At 62.6% G+C, this 21,028-nt stretch carries 21 protein-coding genes; 8 read left to right on the top strand and 13 right to left on the bottom strand.

Annotation, left to right across the window (positions count from 1 at the left end):
• Nucleotides 1–15 precede the first annotated feature (15 nt).
• On the top strand, nucleotides 16–1,059 hold the full coding sequence (locus ACN5AZ_RS13505) for a threonine aldolase family protein (RefSeq protein WP_419429406.1): 1,044 nt from the start codon (nucleotides 16–18) through the stop codon (nucleotides 1,057–1,059).
• Between the two features lie 39 nt (nucleotides 1,060–1,098).
• On the opposite strand, the gene hspQ is transcribed toward ACN5AZ_RS13505, so the two are convergent.
• Nucleotides 1,099–1,425, bottom strand: a complete 327-nt coding sequence (hspQ, locus tag ACN5AZ_RS13500) for a heat shock protein HspQ (protein ID WP_419429405.1) — start codon at nucleotides 1,423–1,425, stop codon at nucleotides 1,099–1,101.
• A 239-nt stretch (nucleotides 1,426–1,664) separates the two neighbouring features.
• Here hspQ and ACN5AZ_RS13495 point away from each other — a divergent pair, with 239 nt between their 5' ends.
• Entirely contained in the window at nucleotides 1,665–2,258 is a 594-nt protein-coding gene (locus ACN5AZ_RS13495) for a lytic transglycosylase (RefSeq protein ID WP_419429404.1), read from the top strand.
• 61 nt (nucleotides 2,259–2,319) lie between these two features.
• Here the strand turns inward: ACN5AZ_RS13495 and ACN5AZ_RS13490 are convergent, their stop codons facing one another.
• The 3 genes from ACN5AZ_RS13490 to ACN5AZ_RS13480 form a co-directional block, all read right to left on the bottom strand.
• Complete coding sequence (locus tag ACN5AZ_RS13490; RefSeq protein WP_419429403.1) at nucleotides 2,320–2,901, bottom strand: LolA family protein; 582 nt, start codon at nucleotides 2,899–2,901, stop codon at nucleotides 2,320–2,322.
• A 482-nt stretch (nucleotides 2,902–3,383) separates the two neighbouring features.
• Nucleotides 3,384–6,581 (bottom strand): DNA translocase FtsK, encoded by a 3,198-nt coding sequence (locus tag ACN5AZ_RS13485; RefSeq protein ID WP_419429402.1) that lies wholly within the window; start codon nucleotides 6,579–6,581, stop codon nucleotides 3,384–3,386.
• 17 nt (nucleotides 6,582–6,598) lie between these two features.
• Complete coding sequence (locus ACN5AZ_RS13480; RefSeq protein ID WP_419429477.1) at nucleotides 6,599–7,783, bottom strand: aminotransferase class I/II-fold pyridoxal phosphate-dependent enzyme; 1,185 nt, start codon at nucleotides 7,781–7,783, stop codon at nucleotides 6,599–6,601.
• 223 nt (nucleotides 7,784–8,006) lie between these two features.
• On the opposite strand from ACN5AZ_RS13480, the gene ACN5AZ_RS13475 reads away from it, so the two are divergent.
• The gene (locus tag ACN5AZ_RS13475) at nucleotides 8,007–9,251 is read left to right on the top strand and encodes a UbiH/UbiF/VisC/COQ6 family ubiquinone biosynthesis hydroxylase (RefSeq protein WP_419429401.1); all 1,245 of its coding nucleotides are present in this window, start codon (nucleotides 8,007–8,009) and stop codon (nucleotides 9,249–9,251) included.
• Nucleotides 9,252–9,396: 145 nt separating this feature from the next.
• On the opposite strand, the gene ACN5AZ_RS13470 is transcribed toward ACN5AZ_RS13475, so the two are convergent.
• The gene (locus tag ACN5AZ_RS13470; protein ID WP_419429400.1) at nucleotides 9,397–10,923 is read right to left on the bottom strand and encodes a DUF2125 domain-containing protein; all 1,527 of its coding nucleotides are present in this window, start codon (nucleotides 10,921–10,923) and stop codon (nucleotides 9,397–9,399) included.
• Nucleotides 10,924–11,069: 146 nt separating this feature from the next.
• Between ACN5AZ_RS13470 and ACN5AZ_RS13465 the strand changes: the two genes are divergently transcribed.
• The 4 genes from ACN5AZ_RS13465 (at nucleotide 11,070) to ACN5AZ_RS13450 (ending at nucleotide 14,885) form a co-directional block, all read left to right on the top strand.
• Nucleotides 11,070–11,819, top strand: coding sequence for an SDR family oxidoreductase (locus tag ACN5AZ_RS13465; protein ID WP_419429476.1), 750 nt, complete (start codon nucleotides 11,070–11,072; stop codon nucleotides 11,817–11,819).
• Nucleotides 11,816–12,433: an enoyl-CoA hydratase/isomerase family protein gene (locus ACN5AZ_RS13460; protein ID WP_419429399.1), complete on the top strand. Its 618-nt coding sequence runs from the start codon at nucleotides 11,816–11,818 to the stop codon at nucleotides 12,431–12,433. Before ACN5AZ_RS13465 ends, ACN5AZ_RS13460 begins: the two co-directional genes overlap by 4 nt.
• An 11-nt stretch (nucleotides 12,434–12,444) precedes the next feature.
• Complete coding sequence (ade, locus tag ACN5AZ_RS13455) at nucleotides 12,445–14,139, top strand: adenine deaminase (RefSeq protein WP_419429398.1); 1,695 nt, start codon at nucleotides 12,445–12,447, stop codon at nucleotides 14,137–14,139.
• A gap of 101 nt (nucleotides 14,140–14,240) precedes the next feature.
• On the top strand, nucleotides 14,241–14,885 hold the full coding sequence (locus tag ACN5AZ_RS13450) for a hypothetical protein (protein WP_419429397.1): 645 nt from the start codon (nucleotides 14,241–14,243) through the stop codon (nucleotides 14,883–14,885).
• Nucleotides 14,886–14,888: 3 nt separating this feature from the next.
• Here ACN5AZ_RS13450 and ACN5AZ_RS13445 read toward each other — a convergent pair whose 3' ends face one another.
• A complete protein-coding gene (locus tag ACN5AZ_RS13445; RefSeq protein WP_419429396.1) occupies nucleotides 14,889–16,079 on the bottom strand; it encodes a lytic murein transglycosylase in 1,191 nt (396 codons plus the stop codon).
• A gap of 242 nt (nucleotides 16,080–16,321) precedes the next feature.
• On the opposite strand from ACN5AZ_RS13445, the gene ACN5AZ_RS13440 reads away from it, so the two are divergent.
• A complete protein-coding gene (locus ACN5AZ_RS13440) occupies nucleotides 16,322–16,678 on the top strand; it encodes a response regulator (protein WP_419429395.1) in 357 nt (118 codons plus the stop codon).
• A 15-nt stretch (nucleotides 16,679–16,693) separates the two neighbouring features.
• On the opposite strand, the gene ACN5AZ_RS13435 is transcribed toward ACN5AZ_RS13440, so the two are convergent.
• The 7 genes from ACN5AZ_RS13435 to def (ACN5AZ_RS13405) form a co-directional block, all read right to left on the bottom strand.
• Nucleotides 16,694–17,683: a glutathione S-transferase family protein gene (locus tag ACN5AZ_RS13435; protein ID WP_419429394.1), complete on the bottom strand. Its 990-nt coding sequence runs from the start codon at nucleotides 17,681–17,683 to the stop codon at nucleotides 16,694–16,696.
• 96 nt (nucleotides 17,684–17,779) lie between these two features.
• A complete protein-coding gene (locus tag ACN5AZ_RS13430) occupies nucleotides 17,780–18,016 on the bottom strand; it encodes a GlsB/YeaQ/YmgE family stress response membrane protein (RefSeq protein ID WP_419429393.1) in 237 nt (78 codons plus the stop codon).
• Between the two features lie 5 nt (nucleotides 18,017–18,021).
• Nucleotides 18,022–18,285, bottom strand: coding sequence for a hypothetical protein (locus ACN5AZ_RS13425; RefSeq protein ID WP_419429392.1), 264 nt, complete (start codon nucleotides 18,283–18,285; stop codon nucleotides 18,022–18,024).
• A gap of 54 nt (nucleotides 18,286–18,339) precedes the next feature.
• Nucleotides 18,340–19,251, bottom strand: a complete 912-nt coding sequence (gene fmt, locus ACN5AZ_RS13420; protein WP_419429391.1) for a methionyl-tRNA formyltransferase — start codon at nucleotides 19,249–19,251, stop codon at nucleotides 18,340–18,342.
• A gap of 179 nt (nucleotides 19,252–19,430) precedes the next feature.
• Complete coding sequence (gene def / locus ACN5AZ_RS13415; protein ID WP_419429475.1) at nucleotides 19,431–19,922, bottom strand: peptide deformylase; 492 nt, start codon at nucleotides 19,920–19,922, stop codon at nucleotides 19,431–19,433.
• On the bottom strand, nucleotides 19,919–20,416 hold the full coding sequence (gene def / locus ACN5AZ_RS13410; protein ID WP_419429390.1) for a peptide deformylase: 498 nt from the start codon (nucleotides 20,414–20,416) through the stop codon (nucleotides 19,919–19,921). Before def (ACN5AZ_RS13410) ends, def (ACN5AZ_RS13415) begins: the two co-directional genes overlap by 4 nt.
• A complete protein-coding gene (gene def, locus ACN5AZ_RS13405) occupies nucleotides 20,413–20,940 on the bottom strand; it encodes a peptide deformylase (RefSeq protein ID WP_419429389.1) in 528 nt (175 codons plus the stop codon). Before def (ACN5AZ_RS13405) ends, def (ACN5AZ_RS13410) begins: the two co-directional genes overlap by 4 nt.
• Between the last annotated feature and the right edge of the window lie 88 nt (nucleotides 20,941–21,028).

Below are 21,028 nucleotides of genomic sequence, written 5' to 3'. Positions count from 1 at the left end.
AATAGGAGCCCGCCCATGTTCTTTGCCTCTGACAACTCCGGAACGGTGCACCCGCAAGTGATGCAAGCCATGGCAGAGGCCAACACCGGCTACCACCACGGCTACGGCAATGATCCGCACACCACCGCCGCGCGTGCGGCCCTGCGGGATCTGTTCGAGGCGCCGGAGGCCGAAGTTTTCCTGATGCCGGGGGGGACCGCCTCCAACGCTTTGGCGCTGGCGACAATCGTCCAGCCCTATCAGGCGGTCTATTGCTCCGGTCTGGCCCACATCCACGTGGATGAATGCGGCGCGCCGGAATTCTACAGCGGCGGGGCCAAACTGGTGCCGGTCTGCAAAGACGACAAGATCACCCCCGCCGCCCTGTCCGATGCGCTGTCCTTTTGGAACACCGGCGACGTGCATCAATTCGATCGCGGCGCGCTGTCGCTGACCAACACGACCGAGCGCGGCAATGTCTATACGCTGGACGAGATCAGGGCGCTGGCCAAACAGGCCCATGACAACGGCCTGCTGGTGCATCTGGACGGCGCGCGGTTCGCCAATGCCTGCGCCCATCTGGGCTGCACCCCCGCGGAGATGACGTGGAAAGCGGGCGTCGACGTGGCGGTCTTCGGCGGCACGAAAAACGGCTGCATGGCGGTGGAAGCGGTGATTTTCTTTGATCCCGCGCGGGCGCAGGGCCTGCCCTTCCGCCGGATGCGGTCAGGGCATCTTTTGTCCAAACACCGCTACCTCGCGGCGCAGATGAACGGCTATCTCAGGGACGGTCTGTGGCTGACGCTGGCGCAATCCGCCAATGACCGCTGTGCGCGGTTGGTCGCGGGGCTGCGCGCCGAAGGCATCGAGATTCTGACGCAGACGCCTGCCAATCTGATCTACTTTCAGGCACCACGCCGCATCCATGATGCGCTGCAGGCCGAAGGGGCGATGTATTACGACATGCGCGCGGCCCACGCCGGTCCCGATGACATGGTGCGCGGGCGACTGGTTTGCGACTGGAACCTGACGGATGCGGACATCGACTGCTTTCTGCAAAAGCTAAAGGCGGCCCTGTAAAGGACCGCCTTCGGCTTGCTACGAGAGAGCGAGAGAGAATCAGTTCAACGCGAAATGCAGCTCGTAGCTGCCATCGTTGAATTTGCCGAACAGGTCGGGAATGTCAGGGTGGTCGACCGGCTCGCCGGAATAATCGGCCACAAGGTTCTGCTCGGACACGTAAGCCACGTAAAAGCTTTGGTCATTTTCTGCGAGCAGATGGTAAAACGGCTGCCCCTTGGCAGGGCGTGCTTCCTCGGGGATGGATTCATACCATTCCTCGGTGTTGGCGAATTCCGGATCCACGTCAAACACCACACCGCGAAACGGATGTTTGCGATGCCGGACAACCTGTCCCAGGTGATATTTTGCACGTGTCTTCAGCATAAGCTCCACCTTTGATCTGGCCCTATAGTATCGAAGCCCAGCCCCCTTTGTCCAACTATTGCCAAAGATTCGCCAGAAACACATTGTCGTGACCCGACAAACAGTTGGATGACGTTAGGGCACCCTATTCCCCACCGCAGCGCCTGCAATTCCCCGCCAGTCCTCGTGAATTGTGATTTCCACTTAGCCAGAGTTGCGTTAAAATGTTCGCAATGAAAAACAAATGACGCGAGAGGCACATGAGCAGACTCTTTCGCGCGCTGGTGATATTACTTTTGGTTGCGTCCTGCGGGGGAGGCGGTGGTTCCGGCACGTCCCCCAACAATCTGGATAATGCCTGTTCGATTCTCCAGCAGCGCCCGACCTATTACCGCGCCTTCAAGGCTGCCGAACGTCGCTGGGGCGTTCCGGTGCACGTCCAGATGGCCACAATTTACCAAGAATCCAAATTCGATTCGGATGCCCGCACCCCGCTGCGCTATTCGCTGGGGGTGATCCCGATTGGTCGCCAAAGCTCGGCCTTCGGGTACAGTCAGGCGCTGGATGGCACCTGGGACGAATACCTGAACGAAAAGGGGCGCCGGGGCGCACGTCGCGACAATATCCACGACGCGACGGACTTCATGGGCTGGTATATGAAGAAATCCAACGAACAGCTCGGTATCCCCATGTGGGACGCACGCAACCACTACCTTGCCTATCACGAGGGACGGACCGGCTATCGCCGTGGCTCCTATAACTCCAAGGCATGGCTGCTGCGCGTCTCCTCCGAGGTTGGGTCCCGCGCGGTGACCTACAGCCAACAACTGCGTACCTGCCGTTACGCACGCTAGGCTGCAAACGAAAAGCCCCCCGATGCAGGCGCGTCGGGGGGCTTTTTTTTCGAGCGGTTGCTTACTGCAGTACGGTGTCGATCAGGAACTGGCTTGTTGGGATCGACGTCTTTTCCAGACCGCCCAGAACCACTGTGGTCTTGGTGCCGTCGCCGTCGGTGATGATCCACTGACGCAGCTCCACCGGATTGCCGGTGAATTTCATCTGGATCGACCCGTATTCCGGCCGTTGGGGGTCCTGCGCGGTCACCGTCGTGGCGGTCCCGTCATAGGAGTGCCCCGTGACCATCCCTGCCGTCGCAAGGTTCACATTGTTGGCCAGAATGATCGACAGCGGCGTCTGGTTCAGCGGGTAGGTCTCAGGGTTCCCGCCCAGCTTGCGGTCAATGATGTAGACAGACCCGGCAGAGACCAGAACCAGACCACGCTCCGGCGGATTGTAGTCGAACTTTGCCTTGCCGGGACGTTTGATCGCGATCTCACCCGTGGAAATCGTCCCATCCGCGTTGATCTGGGTAAAGGGGCTTTTGACCGTTTGCAGCGTGTTAAGATATTTGGAGATCTCGTTCAGCGACAATTGCTGCGCATAAGACGGCACGGCAGCACAGGCAATGGCAGCAGCGGCAATCAGGGTACGGATCATGTCAGTCCTTTTCGTATCGTTACGGCCCCACTGTCCCCGAATCATCGGTGACATGCGATAACCACGGGCGGGTTACGGCCTTTTATCTGATATCGTCCGCTCTCCCCCGTGGATCAAGGTTAAGGCGCAAGGAAAGCTCCCCATCGGCGGAAAGCTGTTGCACGGGCAGGGATTCATGAGACGTATCAATTGGTTGACCGGTAACGGATCGCTACGCAGCGATATTCCGACCAATACAGTCAAGTATTTGTTTTTATTCATTAATTCTTGAAAACCGCGCGCTCAACGGCTATCTAGAGATCAAGACCAGCAAGCCAGCACCCGCCAGCCAGCCAAACGCTCGCCCGCCACGTGCAAGCCAGCCCGTCTTCGTCAAAACCGCGGCAGGGTCTCCTGTCGCGTTTTTTATTGGCCGCAGCCCGCCCATGAAAAAGGGCGGCCGCGCCGCCCTCATCCACATTCGAAACGTTAGGCTCGCGCCGTTACTGCTGTTCCGGCACCAGAATCTCGCGTTTGCCCACATGGTTGGCCGACGACACGACGCCCTCGTCCTCCATCTGTTCGACCAGTCGCGCGGCTTTGTTATAGCCGATGCCCAATTTGCGTTGGATATAGGAGGTCGAGCATTTGCGATCCTTGATCACGATGCCCACCGCCTGATCGTACAGCGCATCCTCGCCGCCGGTGTTGCCGCCGGTGTTCAGACCCAGAACCGCATCGATGTTGTCGGCCTTTTCCTCGTCCGGGCCTTCGACCACACCACCGACGTAGTCCGGCGGGCCGAATGCCTTCAGGTGGTTCACGATTTCCTCGACCTCTTCATCCGAACAGAACGGGCCGTGGCAGCGGGTGATCTTGGCCCCACCGGCCATGAACAGCATATCGCCCATGCCCAGCAACTGCTCTGCCCCCATCTCGCCCAGAATGGTGCGGCTGTCGATTTTCGACGTCACCTGGAAGGAGATCCGCGTCGGGAAGTTCGCCTTGATCGTGCCGGTGATGACGTCGACCGACGGGCGCTGTGTCGCCATGATCAGGTGGATACCCGAGGCACGGGCCATCTGGGCCAGACGCTGGATGCAAGCTTCGATTTCCTTGCCCGCGACCATCATCAGGTCGGCCATCTCGTCCACGATCACGACGATATAGGGCATTTTCTTCGGCTCGATCTGCTCTGTCTCGAAGACGGGTTCGCCCGTTTCATCGTCAAAGCCGGTCTGCACGGTACGCTCGAACATCTCGCCCTTGTCGAGCGCGTCTTTCACGCGGCTGTTGTAGCCGTCGATGTTGCGCACGCCCATCTTGGACATCTTGCGATAGCGGTCTTCCATCTCGCCCACGACCCATTTCAGCGCCACAACCGCCTTTTTCGGGTCGGTCACAACAGGCGACAACAGGTGCGGGATGCCGTCATAGACCGACAGTTCCAGCATTTTGGGGTCGATCATCACCAGACGCAGATCCTCTGGCGTCAGCTTATAGAGCAGCGACAGGATCATGGTATTGATGGCCACGGATTTACCCGAACCGGTGGTCCCCGCGATCAGCAGGTGGGGCATCTTGGCTAGGTTGGCCACGACAGGATCACCGCCGATGTCCTTGCCCAGCGCCAACGGCAGCTTGTGGTTGCCATCGCCAAAATCACGACCCGCAAGGATCTCACGGAAGCAGACCATCTCGCGCTTGTCGTTGGGCAGTTCGATGCCGATCACCGACCGCCCCGGCACGGTGGACACACGCGCCGACAGGGCGGACATCGACCGTGCGATGTCATCGGCCAGACCGATCACGCGGCTGGCCTTCAGGCCCGGTGCGGGTTCCAGTTCGTACATGGTGACCACGGGACCGGGACGCACCGACACGATCTCGCCCTTCACGCCGTAGTCGTCAAGCACCGATTCCAGCATGCGGGCGTTTTCTTCCAACGCCTCGTCGGACAGGTGGTGGCGCTCGATCTGGTCGGGCGACATCAACAGGTTCAGCGGCGGCAATTCGTAGTCAGCCGGTTTGTCCTCGAAGCCGAGCGATGGCTGCGCTTCCAGCTTGGCGCGAGTCGACAGTTGCACGGGCTTGCGCACCGGCTGTTGCACCACTTTCTTGGCTTCGGGCACGGGAGCGGCGGCAGGCGCACGCTGCACCGGCGCGGCAGGCATGGGCGGTGCGGGGGGCACAGCGGGCTCTGGCGTGTAGGCCTGCATGTCTGCCCCGTCATCGTAGGACGCACCGTAGTCGTCAAAGTCCGACAGATCACCGTACTCATCCTGCGATGCCTCGAACGGCGAGGTCGCATCAGAGGCCTGCGTGCCCCCACGGCTGACGCGCGATGCGGTCAGCGGCGGCAATTCCTGCGCCACCTCAGGCTCCGGCGCGTAGGCCTGGGTGTCAAAACCATCGTCAAACGGCGCCTCATAGGCATCCATCGGGGCGGCATACTCGGCGGGCGGCGCGGCAGCGTAAGAAGCGGTCACCGGCGGCTCAGGCGGCAGGCCCGCTACGGCAGCGGTCAAGGGCGGCTCGGCAGGGATCGTATGGGGGCGCGGCGCGGGGTTAAAGATCAGCGGCTTTGGCCCGTGACCCCGACCCCGTGTCAGCGGCTTGCTGGGATCGTCCTTGCGCGCCACCACCGGCGGCACCTGCGGGCTGCGCGATTTCACTGCATGTGCGATCTTGGCGCTGATGCGGTCAGGGGCGGGCGCATCCACATCCTCGGCAAAGCGGGTTTCGACCAATTCGGGTTCCGGCATGGGCGCGGGTTCGGACCGGCGCATCAGCGACGGCATCCGCGCCAGAAAACCGCCCTTTTCCGCCTTGGGTTCGGGCCCGGGCATGTCACCGAAATCGTCATCGTCCAGCAACGGCACATCAAGGCTGTCCTGCATCGCAGGCACCGCACGTTGGACCCGCGACACCGCGGGCGCCGAGGCATAGGCGTCCCGCGATGCGGTGGCTTCGGCCTTTGTGGCGCGACGTTCAGACTGGCGGGACTGCAAATCACGCGCAGCCCCCAAGGCCCCGCTGGCACCTTTGCCGGTCAGACGCACGATCTGGGCGTAGGTCATCACAACGCCCACCAACAGGAACCGGCCAAGGAACCGCAGCTCGGGACGGGTGAAGCCCAGCACAAATACGCCAAGGCCAAGGATCGCCAGACCCAGAACAAGCATCATGAATTTCAGACCAATCGCAGGCGACAACGGCAGGGCAGTCAGGGCCGACCCCATGACCATATCGCCAAACAACCCGCCAAGGCCAAAGTGATGCGACCAGCCTGTCCCCTGCGGCACACCCGAGGCATAGATGGCACAGACAGCAATCCAGATCGGCGCGAAGATCAGACAGGAAAAGGCACGGCCCTGCACCTTGTGCAAGGCAAACCGCAGCCCCCAGACCACCAGTGTGGCCGACAGCGCCCAGGCCCCAAGCCCCACAATCATGAACAACGGCGCGGCGACATAGGCCCCCAGACGGCCCATCCAGTTCTGCACCGGCGCATCTGTGGCCGACAGCCACGACGGATCGTCCGGCGAATAGGAGGCGATCATCGCCCCGACCATCAGGCCCAGAACCACCAGAACCACGCCAACCAGCTCACGCCCGCGTCGCTCCAACACCTCTTGGGTAGAGCTGTCCAGCAGAGGATCGCGCCGCCTGTTCGACTGGTTGACCTGATAAGATGCCATTGTTCCGCCTCGTGTTTTTATTGTTGAGCGTAGAGACTGTCCCGGATCAGGGTCAGCCCAGCTTTTGTTTCTTCGTAGTCCGCCACCATCGCGACACGGACGTAGCCGTGGCCGGGATTGCCCTGCGGCGTATCCTTGGACAGATAGGCCCCCGGCAATGCCCGCACGCCGGTCTGCGTCCAAAGCTTCAGCGTCGCGGCTTCGCCATCCTCCACCGGCAACCACAGGAACATCCCCGCCTGCGGGCTGAGATAGCCGTCGATATGCCCCAGCAGCCGGTCGGCCAGTTCGTATTTCTCCACGTACAGCGCGCGGTTGGCGGTCACATGGGTTTCCTCTGCCCAAAGCTTTGCCGACACGCGCTGGATCGGCATGGGCAGCGGCGCGCCCGCATAGGACCGCAGCTGCTTGATCCGCGCGATGGTTTCAGGACCACCCGCGACAAAGCCGGACCGCAGCCCGGGCAGGTTTGACCGTTTTGACAACGAATGAAAGGCCACCACCCGTTCGGGGTCGGCGCCCATATCGCGCGCGACCTCCAGCACGCCGACGGGGGGCGTGTCACGGTAAATCTCGGCGTAGCATTCATCCGCGAGGATCTGGAAATCATACTGTTCGGCCAGCGCGATCAGTTCCCGCCAATAGGCCGTGTCTGCCATCGCCCCTTGCGGGTTGGCCGGCGAGCAGATGTAGACGGCCGCCGTGCGGTTCAGCACCTCCGCCCCGACAGAGGCGAAATCCGGCAAATGCCCGGTCTCGGATGTGGCCGGCACAAATCGCGGCTCCGCCCCCACCGAAATCGACGAGATCATATACACCGGGTAAAACGGGTTCGGCATCAAAACGACAGGCCGCGCGCCATTCTTGACCTCGGGGATCAGGGCCATGCCCGCGTTGTACAAACCTTCGCGCGATCCGCTCAGCGCCATCACCTGCGTATCGGGATCGACCTGCACGCCATACCGCCGGTACAGCCAATCGCGGATCGCGCCGCGCAGCTCGGGGTTCCCCTCGTTGACGGGGTACTGTCCGAACTCATGCGCATGCTGCACCAGCGTATCGGTGATCCACTGCGGAAAGGCGTGTTTCGGCTCGCCGATGGACATATGACGGACCACACCACCGGGTTCATGCACGTCCAACAGGGCGCGCAAACGCGGAAACGCATAGGCCGGTAGGTTCGAAAACCGCTCGGGGAACATGGGGTACACTCTGATTTGCCTCGGGCTGCCGGATCGTTTTTCGTCCGACGATTGGCGACAGGATACGGAACAAAGGGGGGGGCTGTCCAGAATCTTGACGGTACAGCGGGCCGCTGTGGCGCGAAAGTCGCAACAGACCCCGCCACTTGCCGCAAAGCCACGTCAGGTAAAGACGCCGCTTGCCGCAGCGATAGGCCTGCAACCTCTTGCCGCGCCGTGCTGCATGGACAATCCTGCCCGTCCCGCCATATTCACCGGCATGGACTATGACCTGATCATTATCGGCGGCGGCCTGAATGGATCCGCCATGGCATTGGCAGCAGCTCAATGCGGGCTGACCAGCGTGGTGCTCGACGCCCTGCCCCGCCCCACCCGCGAAGATCCCGATTTCGACGGGCGCAGCTACGCGCTGGCGCTGTCATCGCAACGCATGCTGGACGCGCTCGGCCTGTGGGAAGCGCTCGAAGACCACGCCCAGCCCATGCACCAGATAAAGGTCTCTGACGGGCGCACGGGCGATGCCAGTGTCTTCCTTGGCCTGCATTTCGACAGCGCAGAGCTCGAAGAAGGCCCGATGGGCTACATGATCGAAGACCGCCACCTGCGCCGCGCCCTCCTCGACGCTATGGAAGGCACGGACAAGATCACCGCGCGCGCCGACGCCCGCGTCACAGGCCAGACCTGCAACCCGACCGGTGCAAAGGTCACCCTGTCCGATGGCACCACATTAACCGGCCGCCTGCTCGTGGGTGCAGACGGGCGCAACAGCGGCGCGGCGCAACGCGCGGGCATCCGGCGCACAGGCTGGGACTACCAACAAACGGCGCTGGTCTGCGCCATCGCGCATGAAAAGCCGCACAACGGCACCGCCCACCAACTGTTCTTGCCAGCGGGGCCCTTGGCCATTCTGCCCCTGACGAACAATCGCTCTTCCATTGTCTGGACCGAGACAACAGACCGAGCCACAGCCATCAACGCCCTGCCGGACGAGGATTACCTGACTGTGCTGCGCCCACGGTTCGGTGATTTTCTGGGCGACATCTCTCTGGCCGGTCTGCGCCACACCTACCCGCTGAACCTGACGCTCGCCAACAGCTTTACCGCGCCACGGCTGGCGCTCGTCGGCGACGCGGCACATGGCATGCACCCGATCGCCGGTCAGGGCCTGAATGCCGGGCTGCGGGACGTAGCCAGTTTGGCCCATGTTCTCGCCCATGCCACAAAACGGGGCGAAGACATGGCCGCGCCTGCCATTTTGGACCGCTACCAGCAGTGGCGCCGCTGGGACACAGCCACGCTCGCCGCCAGCACAGACCTGTTCAACCGCCTGTTCTCCAACGACAACCCGCTCTTGCGCGCCGCCCGCGATCTTGGCATGGCGGCGGTGAACGCGGCCCCCGGCCTGCGGCGTGGCGTGATCCGCGAGGCGGCAGGCCTCACCGGGGATCTACCCGATCTGATGCGCTGACAGACAAACACCCCCGGGATCGCCTCCCGAGGGTGCCTTCGATACCGACCGCCGCACAAAACGCCGCCGCCGCGATACTCAAATCGCCTCACGCTTTTCCTTGGCCAAATACCTATTCGGCCAAGGTCGCGACATGGTCTGGCGCTTATTTTATGCGCTGACCGTTGGCCAGAATATGCCCCTGATCGTTGATCTCGATGGTGGCGGTGGCGGTGTCAGGTTCCGCGCCCGGCACCGTGAACATGCCCAGCATCAAACGCGCCCCCATGGCATCCTGCTCCTGAACAAAGCCCATGGCGATCAGCCTGTCGATCAGACCGTTGATGCCCGCAATTTGCAAATCCACCTGCCCCTCGGGCGCGGGCATACCGCCAAAGCTCTCCAGATCGGTATTGTCAAAGGTAAAGGCGCCCTTGCCCAGAAGCTCCGCACCGATGGCGCGCACGACAACGTCCGACAGGGTGACCTCGTTCAACTCACCGGGCATAGCGCCCTCTGCCTCGATCTTTGCCAGCGCCTCTTCGTCGAGAAGGCTGACAAAGGGCGTCACCTGCGCCTGCACGTTCGCGCCAATGGTGGCAGGATCGCGGGGCAATTGCTGCTGCGGATCAAACAGGTTCCACAGCATATCCGCCATGGTGAAATCTTCCAGAAGGACCGACAGGTTCAACGGCTGCGGTGTGTCCGACGCCGCCAGTGGCAGCTCGAACGACAGGCCGGCTTCGGCAATTTCTCCTTCGATGGGGAAAGGCATATCCGGCACGCGCAGGTTGATCGCCTGCCCAAGCGCCTTGACCGCATAAACCATCTTGTCGCGAGACATCGACATGCCGATTTCACCGCCGGTCGAGGTCATCGTGCCCGACACCCGGTCAGACCCGTCGTCGAAATCGAATTCGGTTTCGCCACCGGTGTGGGTGACAGAGGCATCCACGCCAAAGCCGCTTTCAAACATCGCCGCAGGGTCCTGCGTGGCCGCGCCTTCGGGGATCAGGACCTCCCCCGCTCCGGCAAGCCCGGTCACCTTGCCGCGCAGCATGCCCGCGGAATCGCCCTCGTCCTCGGGCGCCTGATAGGACAGGTCATAAGACACATCACCGTAGCTGACGTCTTGCGTCACCCGGCGCGCGCCATCCTCCACCGCAACCACGGCGGTGGCGTCCAGCGGCCCCATCGACATCTGACCGCGCAGCACCTCTGGCGGCAGCGCTTCGCCCCCCTCGACCACCTCGGCCAAGACCATGCCGATGCTCTCGCCGGTCATGGCATAGGTCATCTTGTCCGCGTCGCCCGATGCGTTCACCAGCAGACCCGACTGGGTAAGATCAAAGGACACCACCACATCGTCGGCATCCTCAACCATGACCGAGATCGTCATTTCGCTGGTCTCGGGCAGGGTGATATCCACGCTGCCATCGCCTGCGTTGGCAAACAGCATATCGGGCGCGGTGACCGTCAGGCGACCGTCATCCTCGGGCAGATCCATGCTGTAGGTCACATCGCTCAGCGACAGGCCACGGGCGGTATCGGTTTCGGTCGCGGTGACCTCGTAGCCCATATCCGCCATATAGGCGGTCAGATTGTCCCAAACCTCGTTTGCTGTGACCTCTGCAAAAGACGGCCCCGCCAATGCGATCAGCGCAAGGGTGGAAACTGTGGTTCCCCGTGTCATGAAATATGCCTCTTGATATATGTGTCTGAAATCCTGTGCCGCAGTGTTTGCTGGAGCGCTCCTTGGGTCAAGGGACTGGATTCCGGACCTTGATGTCTTTACCAGTTTTTCACGACAGCACAGGACACGCAAGGATGAGGCAAGATATGGATCTGACAGGCAAAGTGGCGCTCATCACCGGGGCTAGCCGTGGCATCGGCGCGGATGCGGCACGGGCTTTTGCGGCAGCAGGCGCAAAGGTGGCGCTGGTCGCACGCGGCGCCGATGCGATTGCCGATCTTGCTGGTGAAATCGGTCCGAACGCCGTGGCCATCCCCTGTGACATTTCCCGCTACTGGGAGGTCGAACAGGCCATCGCCAATTGCGTCACTGCCCATGGGCGGTTGGACATCATGGTCAACAATGCAGGGGTGATCGAACCCATCGCCCATCTGGCAGAGGCGGACCCGGACGCATGGGGCACTGTGATCGACATCAACCTGAAGGGGGTGTTCCACGGCATGCGCGCGGCGCTTCCGGTGATGCTGCAACAGGGCGGCGGCACCATGCTGACCATCGGATCGGGCGCGGCCCATGGCCCGGTCGAGGCATGGTCCCACTACTGTTCGTCCAAAGCGGGCGCACTGATGCTGACCAAGATGGCGCATAAGGAATACGGCGACAAAGGCATCCGCGCGCTGTCGCTGTCGCCGGGCACCGTCGCCACCCAGATGCAGCGCGAGATCAAGGCCTCGGGCGTGAACCCCGTCAGCCAGCTTGACTGGTCCGATCACATCCCCCCCGAATGGGTCGCGCGCACATTGGTGTGGATGTGCGGCGCACAGGCGGACGGATATCTGGGCGACGAAATCTCGCTGCGCGATCCCGACATCCGAGCCAAGGTCGGCGTCGCATGATCCAGCTGGAGCGCGCAGACGGCATCTGGACCATCACGCTGGACCGCCCGGACAAGGCCAATGCCCTGACGCCCCAGATGCTGGAACAGCTCTGCACTATTGTCGAGGACGCGGCAGAGGCCCGCGTTCTGGTTCTGACAGGCACGGGCCGCGTGTTTTCCGCCGGTGCCGATCTGGACGCGGCCAAGGCCGGACTGGCCACATCGGATCTGTGGGAGCGGCTGTCGGGCGCGATTGCCCGCCACCCCGGCCTCACGATCTGCGCGCTCAATGGCACTGTCGCGGGCGGGGCCATGGGCATGGTCCTCGCCTGTGACCTGCGGCTGTCTGTTCCGGGGGCCAAGATGTTCTACCCCGTTATGAAGCTCGGCTTTTTGCCGCAACCGTCGGATCCGGTGCGTCTTGCGGCCATCGCGGGTGCTTCGCGCGCCAAGATGATCCTGATGGGCGGGGCCAAGATCATGGTCGAAGAGGCCTTGACTTGGGGGCTGATCGACCGCATCTGCGACGACCCCGTCACCGAGGCGCACAGCCTGTCCACCGACACACTGGCCGCCAGCCCGGCCCATGCCCGCGCCATCAAATCCATGATCGGCCCAGCCGCGACTATCTGAAAGGCCCCGCCATGAGCACTCTCGACACCCGCATTGCACAGGGCAAGGGCGACCAACCCGCAGACAAGGTGCTGCGCGGGGGGCGGATCTTTGACCTGATGACCGGCAGCCTGCTGGACGGGGATGTGGCCATTTGTGGCGACACCATCGTCGGCATCATGGACCATTACGATGGCCACGAGATCATCGATGTCAGCGGGCTGATCCTTGTGCCCGGTTTTATCGATACGCATCTGCATATCGAATCCTCGCTGGTCACCCCCTTTGAATTCGACCGCTGTGTCACCCCGCGCGGGGTGACCACGGCCATCTGTGACCCGCATGAAATCGCCAATGTGATCGGCACCGCCGGCGTGCGCTATTTTCAACAGGCCAGCGCGCATACTTTGATGGACATAAAGGTGCAGCTGTCCTCCTGCGTGCCCTCCACCCATATGGAAACGGCAGGGGCCACGCTCGACGCCGCCGATATTGCCGGTCTGATGGGGCATCCTTCGGGGCTGGGTCTGGCGGAATTCATGAACTACCCGGGCGTGATCCACCGTGATCCTGCCTGCATGGACAAGCTGGCGCTGTTCGAGGGCGGCCACATCGACGGCCATTGCCCCCTGCTGTCGGGCAAGGACCTCAATGCCTATGTCGCCGCCGGTATCCGCACCGAACACGAGGCGACCTCTGCCCCCGAGGCGCTGGAAAAGCTGCGCAAGGGGATGCGCGTTCTGATCCGCGAGGGGTCGGTGTCCAAGGATCTGCATGCGCTGCAACCGCTGCTGACGGACACGACATCGCCCTACATGTGCCTGTGCACCGATGACCGCAATCCGCTGGACATCGGGGAACACGGTCATCTCGACTACATGATCCGCGAGTTGATCCGGCTGGGCACCTCGCCGCTGGCGGCTTATCGCGCGGCCTCCTTGTCCGCCGCCGAGGCCTTTGGCCTGAAAGACCGTGGCCAGATTGCGCCGGGCAAACGCGCCGATATCGTCGCGATCCGCACGCTGGAGGCCTGTGATGCGCAGGTCGTTCTGGCCGGTGGCGTGGTGGTCAACGATCAAAGCTTTGCCGCGCGCAGCCAGATCGACCCTGTGGGCCGTGGGTCGGTCAAGGCGCCTACTGTTACCGCCACGGATTTCCGCCATCGCGGCAACCAGACCGCCACCGATGTCATCGGCATCCGCGAGGGTCAGATCCTCACAGACCACCTACACGAGGATATTGCCATCATCGACGGCGACAAACGCCCCGATCTGACCCGCGATCTGATCCGCATTGCGGTCATCGAACGCCACGGCAAAAACGGCAATATCGCCACCGGATTTGTGCGCGGCTTTGGCCTGCAAGCCGGGGCCATCGCGTCGACCGTGTGCCATGACCACCACAACATCGCCTGCGTGGGCGCGTCTTATGACGACATGGCGCTGGCCGCGAACCGGCTGGGCGAGATCGAGGGCGGCTTTGTCGTCGTGCGTGACGGTGCCATTCTGGCCGAGTTGCCGCTGCCGGTGGCCGGTCTGATGTCGCTCGACCCGTTTGAAACCGTGCGCGATACGCTGGAAACCCTGCGGTCTGCGGCGGCCTCCCTTGGTGTCACGCTTGAAGAGCCGTTCTTGCAACTCGCGTTTCTGGCCCTGCCGGTGATCCCCGCGCTCAAGATCACAGACCGGGGCATGGTGGATGTAACGAAATTCGAAATCATCCCCTGAGATCCGTGCCTTGGCGGAGCTTTGCCAATGGCGCAAACGCGCCGTTTGTCCGGCCCATGCGACGTGTTACCTATGTTCGGCATCGCTGAACGGAGACTTCCATGCCCCGCCTTGTCGCTATCGGGCCCGCCCTGCTGGCCTGTCTGACTGCCCTGCCTTCTCACGCCCAACAAGAGACGGGGATTTGCGCCTACAAGCCCTCGCGTCTGGCCGGGGCCGCCGCTGATAAGCTCAGCGGCACGGGCGATCTGGCCAAGACCGGGGCAAAGGCCGTGGGCAACTACATGCTGACCCATCCCGAACAGGGGGTCAGCTTTGTCACCGGCGCGGCCAGCACCCTTTCGGGCGCGGCTGCAGGCGCAGGTGGCGCAGGCGGGCTGGCCTCCGGCGTGGTGGCCGTGGTGACCGCCCCTGTGACATTGGCCGTGGGCGCGGTGACCTTTGCCGCCGCGGGCAGCTACGAGGGACTGTGCTACCTCAAGGTGGACCGCGTGACCGATCCTGACGATGTGCGCGCGATCATCGACGATATCTCGGGGCATGATCCGCTGGTCTGGACGCGCAACACCAACAAGGGGCCGGTGATGGTCCTCGCCGGTCCGGACGGCGAAACCACCTATGCGATCAAGGACCTGTACATCGCGGACGGCGATCTGAAGCTGCGCAACTGGGGGCCGAACAAAACGCTGGGCTCGGTCGCCTATGTCCAGCCGGAGGCAGAGATCCTGCCGACCGGAGCCGACTAGACCTTAAAGCCGGTTCAGCAGATCCGGCGTGGGCCAGGCATCCGCAGGCAGACCAAGCGCGCGTTGGGCATGGCGCACCGCATCCCGCGTGCCCGCGCCCAGAATGCCGTCGATATCGCCCACATCATAGCCACGCTCCTGCAGCTTTTGCTGCAGGCGTTTCATCTGGTCACCGCTTAGACCCGCATCCGGCGCGCCCGCGTCATAGATCGGCGCGCCTTGCAGGCGTGTGCCGAAATAGGCGGCGGTCAGCACGTAGGTAAAGCTCTGGTTCCATTCGAAATAAACGCTGAAGTTGGGATAGGCGATAAAAGCCGGCCCGTGACGTCCCTGCGGCAGGATCACCGACGCCTCCAGCGCGCCATCCGCAAGTGAGCCGGTGCGTGCGCGCAGACCAAGCTGCGCCCATTCGGCCACGGGTTTGGTGACGTGCAGCCCCGTTTCGAACCAGTCCATATCCTGCGGAAGGACCACCTCCTGCAGCCAAGGCTCGTTCGCGCGCCAGCCGAGATGGGACAGCATCTTGGCCCCTGACATCAGCGCATCCGCCGCAGAGGTCTTGAGCGAGACATGCCCGTCGCCATCCCCGTCGACACCGTTTTCCAGAATGTCCTTGGGCAGCATCTGCACCATACCGATCTCACCGGCCCATGCGCCGGTTGTGGTCATCGGGTCAAAATCCCCCTGCGCAAACAGTTGCAGCGCGGCAAATATCTGCGGGCGGAACAGTTCGGGGCGGCGGCAGTCATGGGACAGCGTCACCAAAGCATTCAGCGTGTTGAAATCGCCCTGAAAGCTGCCGTAGTCGGTCTCGAACGCCCAGAAGGCCAGCAACACCCCCGGTGCAATCCCGTAGTCCCCTTCAATCCGTGCAAAGGTATCGGCATGGCGCTGTTTCATCTGCAGCCCCTTGTCGAACCGATTCTGCGAAATCAGCTTGCGTGAAAACGTGATGAACGGATCCTGAAAGATGCCCTGCCGCCGATCCGCGCGCAGCACCGTCGGATCGATCTGCACCCCCTCGAAAAACCGCGCGGCGGTGGCTGGCTCAAACCCTTGGGCCACAGCGTCGGCTTTCAGGTCGGCGACAAAGGCGTTGAAATCCCCGCCACATGTTACCTGCTGCGCCTGTGCGGCCCCGCCGAGACAGGCAAATAACGCGGCAGCGCCGAGCAAGGATACAGATGGGCGCATGGGGCAAGCTCCAGTTTAAGTCGTGGGTCGGGTCAAAGTATCAAACCGCCAGAGGGCTTCAACCGGAGTGGTGATCGTCGCACAGCAGCCTGCTATCGGCATCTATCCGCCGGAATAGATGATTCCTACCCGTATGTTTGCCAAACCACCCGTCGGCGCTTTGCAAAATTAACGATTCATTAGGGCTGGTAAAGCTATTCTGTAACCAAGGTTGGGGAACCGTTTCACTCGCGGAGGGGCAATTGCCAATTCTCATCGTACAGGGGCGACGCCCCTTGGCCGCGCTATGGGCCCAGCATCTGCAACGCAAAGGGTTCGAGGTCTGCACCGCGCATTCCGAGGAGGACGCCTTGCGGGCCATCGAGACGACCACCTTCAATGTTGTCATCACCGATATCGTCATCGACGGACAAAGCGTTCTGTCGGTCTGCGACATGGTCCAGCTGCGTCAGCCCGAGGCGCGTGTGATCTTTGCCACCGCCTCGACCTTCTTTTCTGACGGGTCGATCTTTAACCTCTACCCGAACGCCTGCGCGCATCTGCACCGCGATTCCGCCCCCGACGATATCGTCGCACTGGCGGAACATTACGCGGCCTGAGCGCGCTTCGGCGCGTCACCGGGATGACAAGCGGTCGCGCCCATGCGGGGCCGACAGATCCAGTTCGGGCCCGATTGGCACGATGCGATGCGGGTTCACCGTTTCGTGGCTGTAGTGGTAGTGGCGCATGATGTGATCCATGAACACCGTGTCGGCCGCGCCGGGGACCTGATACAACTCTCGCGTGTAGCCCCACAGATTGGGGTAATCCACGATACGCGCACGGTTGCATTTGAAATGACCGTGATACACCGCGTCGAACCGGATCAAGGTGGTAAACAGCCGCCAGTCCGCTTCTGTCAGGCGATCCCCCATCAGGTAACGATTGTCACTCAGGCGCTCTTCGAGCCAATCCAGCGTCTCGAACAGCGGGGTCACCGCGCGGTCATAAGCCGCCTGCGATGTCGCAAAACCGGCCTTGTAGACGCCGTTGTTCACCGTGTCGTAAATCCGGTCATTGACCGGCGCGATCGCCTCGCGCAGGTCCTCTGGCCAATAGTCGTCAGTGTTGCCGGTGATCCCGTCAAAGGCCGAATTGAACATCCGGATAATCTCGGAGGATTCGTTCGACACGATGGTGTTACGCTGCTTGTCCCACAACACAGGTACCGTCACCTTCCCCGAGGCCTGCGGATCGGCGGTGGTGTAGATGTCGCGCAAGAACGGTTTGCCGAACAGGCGGTCGCCCGTCGCCCCCGCAAAGCCGGTGTCAAAGCTCCAGCCATCGCCCAGCATATCAGGGTGGACCACATCGACGGAAATCAGATCCGTCAGCCCCTTGATTGCGCGAAACACCAAGGCGCGATGCGCCCACGGGCAGGCGTACGAGACATAAAGGTGGTACCTATCGGCCTCGGCCTTGAACCCGCCCTCGCCCGAGGGGCCAGCGCTGCCATCCGCCGTGATCCAGTTGCGCCAGCTTTGCCTGCTGCGCTTGAATTCCCCGCCGGTGGATTTGGTATCATACCAGCCGCTGTGCCATTCGCCGTTGCGCAATTCGCCCATGTCGTTCTCCTGATCTTTGGCCAGAAGCTAGGCCACCCGCGCGCAAAGACACAGACCCGCAGGTGCATAGGATTGGTGCGCGGCCGCACATGGCCCCTAGCGGCGGGTGCCCAAATGCCAAAGCCCGATCAGCACGATGGCCCCCAGAACGGCGCCCACCAAACCCGCAGCAAGCCCCGTCAGCATCAACAAAAACCGCAGCACCAGACCGCCCAGCAAGGCACCCAGCACCCCGATGGCGATGGTGGTGAACAGCCCCGTATCCACACCCATAATCCGCGTGGCGATAAACCCTGCCGCAGCACCAATCATCAAAAGAAAGACAATAGACATGCCCGTCAGCGATCGCGACGTTTGCGCCGCATCGACGGGCGGTAATGGGTCGGCACGATCAAAAGCGCCCCCACCGACGACGCGATGGCGTTCCACGCCGGCGTGCGGAACCCGATGCCGAACATCAGCTTGACGAAATAGAAAAGAAAGGCCCCGCCGATGCAGATGATGATCGATTGCAGATAGCCGTTGCGGGTAAAGCCCGACTTCTCGGACACATAGCCGACGATACCGGCGATCACGACCGTACCGATCAGAACTGGGAACATGGCGGTCTCTCCTTTTGGGGCAATATGGCGTGCCGCACCTACCCTGCCAAGGGGTCAGCCGCCAAGCGGTGTGCCAGCGGGGATTTTCTGCCCGCGCAAGAAGATCTCTGCCGCTTGCGCCGCCTTGCCGGCCCGCTGGGCCATAGTGACACGCAAAGCCCCATGCCCGCAGGCAATCCGCAGGCTGTCATCCAAAGCCACACCGGCATCCCCCTGCCCTTCGGCGGGCTCAGCAGCCAAAAGCTTGATCCGTGCGCCGTCCACCGTTGTCCAGGCGCCGGGAAAGGGGGACAGACCGTTGATCTGGCGCACCACCTCGATGGCGGGGCGGGTCCAGTCGATGGCGGCCTCGGCCTTGTCGATCTTGGAGGCGTAGGTCACGCCTGCCTCCGGCTGCGTGACCGCCGTGAGATCGGGCAGGCGGTCCAGCGCCTCGACAATCGAGGCAGCGCCGATTGCGCTGAGCCGGTCATGCAACTGGCCGGTGGTCTCTTGCGGCGCGATCGGCGTGGCGTGACGCAACAGCACCGGACCAGTGTCAAGTCCTGCCTCCATCTGCATGATGCAAATGCCGGTCATATCGTCCCCTGCCATGATGGCGCGGTGAATGGGGGCGGCCCCCCGCCAGCGCGGCAACAGCGAGGCATGGATATTCAGGCAGCCATGGGTCGGCGCATCCAGAATGGCCTGCGGCAGGATCAAACCATAGGCCACGACCACCGCCACATCAGCATCAAGCGCGGCAAACTCTGCCTGAGCCTCGGGGGATTTCAGGGATTTGGGGTGGCGCACGGTCATGCCCAGCGCCTCTGCCCGCGCATGAACGGGGGTTGGGCGTTCTTTCTTGCCACGGCCCGCCGGGCGCGGCGGCTGGCAATAGACGGCCGCAATGTCATGGCCCGCTTCGACCAGCGCGTCGAGCACCGGAACCGAGAAATCCGGCGTGCCCATAAAAACCAACCGCATCTGATGCTCCTGTCCGTGGTGTGGCGGGGCTGTCGGTGCATCCCCCTTGCCTCTGTGATTGGCGCAAACGGGGAGCAGACGCAAGCGGGCCACCAAACGCATGCGCTGTGCAAGAGGTGAGGACGGGATGAGGTATTTGCCCCAAGGAAAAACAGCGGGGCGCGCCCGATGCCGTTGGGTTAGCGTTTGCGCGCTTTGCGGATGAGCATGTCGCGCTTTACCTTCGAGAGGTGGTCAAAAAACATCTTGCCGTTGAGATGGTCGATCTGGTGCTGCACCGAGGTTGCCCAGAGCCCAACGAAGTCCTTTTCGACACGTGCGCCGGTCTCGTCGAGATAGGCGACCGTGACTGCGCGTGGGCGCGACAGTTTTGCCCAGACGCCGGGGAGGTTCGGGCTGCCCTCTTCGTGGTCGCGCAGTTTGACAGAGGCATGCAGGATCTCGGGGTTGGCCATGCGGATGGCTTCGCCGCGGGTCTCGGACGCGTCAACGACGGCCACGCGTAGCATCACGCCGATCTGTGGGGCGGCAAGGCCCACGCCGGGCATGGCCTCCATCGTGTCGATCATATCCTGCCAGAGCTGCCGGATGTCGTCGGTGACGGCATCGATGGGAGCTGCGGTGGTGCGCAGGCGTTTGTCGGGCCAAGGCACAAAGGGGCGGACGGTCATGGCAGGGCGTTCCATTCTGTCAGGGCAGAGGCGCGGGCCTCGGCGGAAAGGCGGTGGATGTGCATCACCCCGTCGAGGTGGTCCGCCTCGTGTTGGGCGATCCGGGCGGCGGCGCCGTCAAGTTCCAGCGTTTGCGCGGCACCGGTTTCATCAAGAAACGACAGCCGGATCCGGTCGGCCCGTGTCACGCGAACGGCGATGTTCGGCATGGACAGGCAGGCTTCTGTGTCGATGACATCGCACGGCCCAAGCAGATCAAGCGTGGGGTTGATGCAGGCCAGCGGCGTGGCGCTGCCGGATTTCCACCCCGCATCCATGACGAACAAACGGGCGTTGATGCCGATTTGTGGCGCTGCAAGCCCGCGCCCCGGTGCGGCATACATGGTGTCGAACATATCGCGGATAAGATCCGAGACATCACTCGGGTCCAGAACGGGCTGGCAGATCACCTGAAGCGCCTGATCGGGCCAGCGCAGCACCGGGCGTGTGGTCATCCGCGTTCTCTCGCCAGTTCTTTTTTCAGCTTCACCATTTTGCGGGTGATCATCTGCCGTTTCAGCGGTTTGAGGTGGTCGATGAACAGTTTGCCGTCGAGGTGATCGATCTCGTGCTGGACGCAGGTCGCCCAAAGCCCGTCGAAGGTCTCGCGCTGCAGTGCCCCGTTCAGGTCCATCCATTCCACATCGACGATTTTGGGGCGCTCGACCTCGGCGTATTGGTCGGGGATCGACAGACAGCCCTCTTCGTAGATGTTGCGTTCGTCGGACCCTGCAACAATGCGCGGGTTCACCATGACCAGCGGGCGCGCGTCCTCGCCGTTGTCGGTTTTGGCACAGTCGAGCACGATCATACGGTCAAGAATGCCGATCTGCGGCGCGGCCAGACCGATGCCCGGCGCGTCATACATGGTTTCCAGCATGTCGTCGGCCAAGCTGCGCAAGTCGTCCGACATATCGGGCACTTCGGCGCAGACCTTTTTCAGACGCGGGTCGGGGTGGATCAGGATGGAACGCTTCATGGGCGTGATTTATGCGGGCGTGCGAAAAATCGCAACAGCGGCGTTGATGGGGCGGGGCGCGGGCAAGGGGTGCTTTTGGCCTTGCACC

Source organism: Sagittula sp. SSi028, assembly GCF_048553715.1.
Lineage (GTDB): Bacteria > Pseudomonadota > Alphaproteobacteria > Rhodobacterales > Rhodobacteraceae > Sagittula.
The sequence above is the reverse complement of the archived record's forward strand: the minus strand, read 5'-3'. Positions and strand labels throughout refer to the sequence as shown.